Genomic DNA, 4,643 nt, shown 5'->3' with positions numbered 1-4,643 from the left:
GAGGTCGGCGCCGTCGGCGATCCCGGTCGCGTCGGGCCGCCCGCGCGTCCGGGCCGTCACGACAGCCGCTCCGGGAGTGCGTCGTGAGCGCCCGGCTGCTGCTGGTCGCTCCGCCGTTCGCCGGGCACCTCAACCCGCTCGTCGCGCTCGGCCGCGGCCTGCGCGACCGCGGGTTCGACGTCCGCTTCGCGACGGGCGCGACGAAGGTCGACCTGCTGCGGGAGCACGGGTTCGACGCCGACACGCTCCTGCCCGACGACCCGCACGTGTTCGACCGGATCGCCGACACGAACGGCCCGGTCCGGTCGAACCCGCTGCTGCTCACGCGCCAGCTCGCGGCGAACCTGCGCCTGCTCCCCCGCGCTCGCACGGAGATCGACGCGTTGGTCCGACGCGACCGCCCCGACGCCGTGCTCGCCGACTTCACGGCACCGGTCGCGGGCATGGTCGCGCTCGACCACGGCCTGCCCTGGCTCACGACCATGCCGACCCCGTTCGCGCTCGAGACGCGCACGGGCACGCCGTCCTACTGCGGCGGCTGGGGACCGGCGCGGCACGCCGGCCACCGCGTCCGGGACGCCGCCGGCCGCACCGCCACGCGCGTGACCAAGCGGGCGATGCAGCGCGTCCTCGCGCCCGCGTTCCGCGCCGCCGGGACGGGCGTCTACCGGGCCGACGGGTCGGAGGCCGCCTACTCGCCGACCCACATCCTGGGGCTCGGGATGACCGAGCTCGAGCTCGACCGCGACTGGCCCGCGGCGTTCCGCATGGTCGGCCCGGTCACCGGCACCCCGGAGGCAGGGGCCGCGCCGCGGCTCCCCCGCGGCCCACGCGTGCTCGTCACGCTCGGCACGCACCTGCCGTGGGCCAAGCACCGACTCGTCGAGGAGGCCCGGGCGCTGGCCGACGGCCTGCCCGGGCATGCGGTCGTCGTGAGCCTGGGAGACGCAGCCCGACGCTCGCGCGACCCGCTCGTCGTCGACGGACAGGTGCACGTCTTCGCCCACCTCCCCTACGACGACGTCCTGCCCGGCTGCGCGGCCGTCGTGCACCACGGCGGCGCGGGCATCACCTACAGCGCGATCCGCGCCGCCGTCCCCGCGGTCGTGTGCCCGCAGGACTACGACCAGTTCGACTTCGCGGCGCGCATCGCCGCGGCCGGTGCCGGCGTGCGGGTGCGGGGCCTCGACGGCCGCCGCGTCGCCGAGGCCGTGCGCTCGGTGCTCGGTTCCGACCGCTCGCGGCTGGACGCGCTCGCCACCGCGGCCACCACGTACGACCCGGTCGCCGGGGTCGCCGACGCGATCGACGACGCGCTGGAGGGTCACCGGTACGCGGCCGGTCGCTGACTTGCGTCCCGCATGCCACGGCGCGCACGGCGGCTCGCGTGTCGGGTCGACGCACGCAGTGCGGCCCCATGAGTCGGTTCCGTCTCGCGGGAACCGGCGGGCGACCGTCGTCCTCCGGCGGCCGGGCCTCGTGACCGACGGGTCCGCGTGCCGCTCCGGGACGGCTCGGGTCGGACCCGACCGCCGAGGTCAGCGCGCCGGTGGAGGAGCGTCGATCTCACGCCGACCGCCGACGACAGCAGCCCGGAGGGAAGCGTCGGATCTCACGCTCACCGCCGAGGTCAGCACGCCCCCTGCGGGGACGACCCGGGTCTCGCGCCGACCGCCGAGGTCAGCGCGCTCCGGCGGGGACGGCGGGGTCGCGCCGGACGCGTCGACGCTTGACGAGCGGGTCCCGCGGCTCGACCTCGCCGGGCACGACCGACGGCACGGCGAGCCCGGCGTCCGCGAGCGCGCGCTCGAGCGAGCGTCGGGCGGCGTCGAAGGCGGTCGTGGGCTCGACGGCGAGCCGCAGCACGTGGGTCGCCGTCTGGTCGACGCGGAAGTCGTCGACCTCGGGGACCGCGAGCACCGCGGCCCGCACGAAGTCGGGGTGGAACGACCCGAGGGCCGGCCCCGCCGCACCCGCGCGCGGGAGCCAGAGCACGTCGTCGGACCGGCCGACGATCTCGCGGACCACGAGCATCGGGGAGCCGCACGGGCAGGGCTCCTCGTCGGGCACCAGCACGTCACCGACACGACGGCGCAGCACGGCCTGGCTGCTGCGGAACAGGTCGGTCACGACGGGCACGAACCGTCCGCCGCCGACGTCCTCCCGCTCGACGACGACGAGGTCCTCCGCGAGGTGCAGCCGGCCGTGCCGGCAGCTCGCCCCGAGGAACCCCTCGGCCGCCTGGTAGACCTGGTCGACCCGCACGCCCAGCCCGTCCTCGACGGCGGCCGCGTCGTGCGGGTCGAGCACCTCCGCGACTGACAGCACCCGCCGCGGTCGCAGCCCGAGGCCGGCACGGGCGACCGCGACCAGCACGGACGGGGGCGCGACGAGCACGGTCGGGTCGGCGGCGCGGATCTCGTCGAGCAGGCGGTCCTCGGCGAGCGCGAGGTCGACGAACCGGAAGCTCACGCGTCCGCCGTCGACGCTCTCGTACAGCGGCCCGCCCGCGCGCAGGACGAGCGTGACGCGAGCCCCGGCGAGCAGGCCGTCCGGGAGCGTGCGGGCCAGGACCTCGCCCGCCCACCGGTCGCGCTCGGCGGCCGACGTGAGGAACGCGGTCTGCCGGCCCGTCGTCCCGGAGGACAGGCCGACGGAGAGCCCGCGCAGGGTCGTGCCGAAGTCGCGCCCACGTTCGGCGGAACGGGCGGCCGCGAGGCACTCGTCGAGGCCGACGCCACGGACGTTGAGGTCGGCGAACCGCGCGAGCACGTCGGCCTTGTCGACGACCGGCAGGTCGGTGAGCGCGCGCGGCGTCGTCCCCGCGTAGAACGCGTACCGGCGCGGCGCGAGCCGCAGCACCCGACGCAGGTGCCGGTCCTGCCACGCCCCGAGGGCCGTCCGGTCGGCGAACGTCCGCCGCCGCGCCCGCGCGTAGTGCCAGACGACGCGCGCCCGGCTCACGGCAGCGACGCCAGGACGAGCACGGGGGCGGACGCCTGCCGCCGCGCACGGCCCACGGACCACGGGACGCGTGCCACGGTCACGACGACAGCACCGCCCGGGCCTCGTCGATCGCCACCGCGTCGTGCGCGGGCACGACGACCAGGTCGGGGCGGCCCTGCGTGAGGCGGTGCAGGGCGTCGATGGTCCGCGTGTACCGGGGCCAGTCGGCGGACAGCAGCCGGACGACGGGCGCAGGCAGCTCGCGGTGCGTCACGGCGCGGCGGTCCCACGCGGCGTCGCCGATGAGCAGCACGTCGCGCGCGGGCGTCCGCACGAGGACACCGAGGTGACCGGTCGCGTGCCCGGGAAGCGGCACGATCACGACCGTCCCGTCACCGAGCAGGTCCCGCGCGCCGCCCAGCGGCTCGAGGTCCGCGCCGTCCGCACGCGGGAGCGTCATGGGGTCGAGCAGGCGGTCGGCCAGGTCGTCGGGGAGCAGCCCGGGGGCCAGTCCGCGGCGGAGGCGGCCGAACCCGCGGACGCACGCGATCTCGTCGACGGCCCGCCGCGCCACGACGACGCGTGCGGACGGGAAGTCGCGCAGCCCGCCGACGTGGTCGGCGTGCAGGTGGGTGAGGACGACGTGCGTCACCGCGGTCGCGTCGATCCCCTGCGCGGCGAGCTGCGCGACCGCCGACTCGTCCGGCCCGACGTGCACGGGCAGCAGGCCGCCGTAGACGCGGTCGATCCCGTGCGACAGCGCCTCGACGACGCGCGGCGCGTACCCGGTGTCGACCAGCACGACGCCGCCCGCGTGCCGCACGACCCCGACGAGCGCGGGGAATCGGACGGGTGCCCGGCCGGCTCCACGTCGCGCGACGCCCGCGCTGTGCGTGGTGTGCCCGGCCTCCAGCAGCGTCAGCTCGACGGTCATGGCGTCAGTACCGCAGCATCGTGGCCGACAGGGCAAGCCCCGCGCCGGTGCCGAGCAGCAGCGCCGTCCCGCCGCGTCGCAGCCGGCCCGACGTCACGGCGTGGTGCAGGGCGGTGGGCACCGACGCGGACACCTGGTTGCCGTGGTCGGCGAGGATGTCGACGACCGCGTCCGGCTGCACCCCCACGCGTTCGCGGAGGTAGCGCAGGCCCACGGCGCTCGCCTGGTGCGGCACGACGACGTCCACCTCGGCGACGCCGAGGCCCGCCCGCTCCTCGAGGTCACGCAGGAAGCCGGGCAGGTGGCGGGCGACCTGCCGCAGCAGCGCGGCACCGTCCATCCGGAACAGGTAGGCCGACGGGTCGTCAGGCGGGGTGGTCACGTTGAACCGCGTCCCGCCCGCGTCGATCCGGCAGGCGGACCGGGCCTCGGGCCACACCCCCGACGCGCTCGCGAGCACCGCGGACCCGTCGTCCGGCGCGGCCGCACCGACGACGACCGCGGCCGCACCGTCGCCGAACAGCGCCGACCCCTCGACCTCGCGGTGGTCGAGCCCCTTCGAGGCGATCTCGGTCGCGACGACCGCGACCCGCTCCCACCGCCCGACGGCGACCGCCGCCGACGCGAGGTCGAGCGCCGTCAGGAAGCCGACGCACGACGCGTTCACGTCGAGCGCCGCGACCCGCCCGCCCGGGACGCCCAGGTGCGCCGCCGTGAGGACGGCGGTCGTGGGCATGGGCTGCTCGGGCGCCACGGCCGAGAC

General features: G+C 77.1%; 4 protein-coding genes. 1 reads left to right on the top strand and 3 read right to left on the bottom strand.

Annotated elements, in window-relative coordinates; genetic code table 11:
- Positions 1-83 precede the first annotated feature (83 nt).
- Positions 84-1,349 (top strand): nucleotide disphospho-sugar-binding domain-containing protein, encoded by a 1,266-nt coding sequence (locus HGA02_RS21695; protein ID WP_168679053.1) that lies wholly within the window; start codon positions 84-86, stop codon positions 1,347-1,349.
- 331 nt (positions 1,350-1,680) lie between these two features.
- On the opposite strand, the gene HGA02_RS11045 is transcribed toward HGA02_RS21695, so the two are convergent.
- The 3 genes from HGA02_RS11045 to HGA02_RS11035 form a co-directional block, all read right to left on the bottom strand.
- Positions 1,681-2,964: a F390 synthetase-related protein gene (locus tag HGA02_RS11045; protein WP_168679052.1), complete on the bottom strand. Its 1,284-nt coding sequence runs from the start codon at positions 2,962-2,964 to the stop codon at positions 1,681-1,683.
- A 79-nt stretch (positions 2,965-3,043) separates the two neighbouring features.
- A complete protein-coding gene (locus HGA02_RS11040; protein ID WP_168679051.1) occupies positions 3,044-3,880 on the bottom strand; it encodes an MBL fold metallo-hydrolase in 837 nt (278 codons plus the stop codon).
- 4 nt (positions 3,881-3,884) lie between these two features.
- Positions 3,885-4,643, bottom strand: a 759-nt coding sequence (locus HGA02_RS11035) for a 3-oxoacyl-[acyl-carrier-protein] synthase III C-terminal domain-containing protein (protein ID WP_210728446.1), incomplete at its 5' end; no start/stop codon positions are given.

Origin of the sequence: Cellulomonas septica, from assembly GCF_012396155.1 — a bacterium.
Lineage (GTDB): Bacteria > Actinomycetota > Actinomycetes > Actinomycetales > Cellulomonadaceae > Cellulomonas > Cellulomonas septica.
This window is presented reverse-complemented; position numbering and strand designations above follow the sequence as displayed.

What these genes read in the sequence shown, in the direction of transcription:
- HGA02_RS11040 (WP_168679051.1), bottom strand. Translation starts at nt 3,880, where the DNA reads ATGACCGTCGAGCTGACGCTGCTGGAGGCCGGGCACACCACGCACAGC.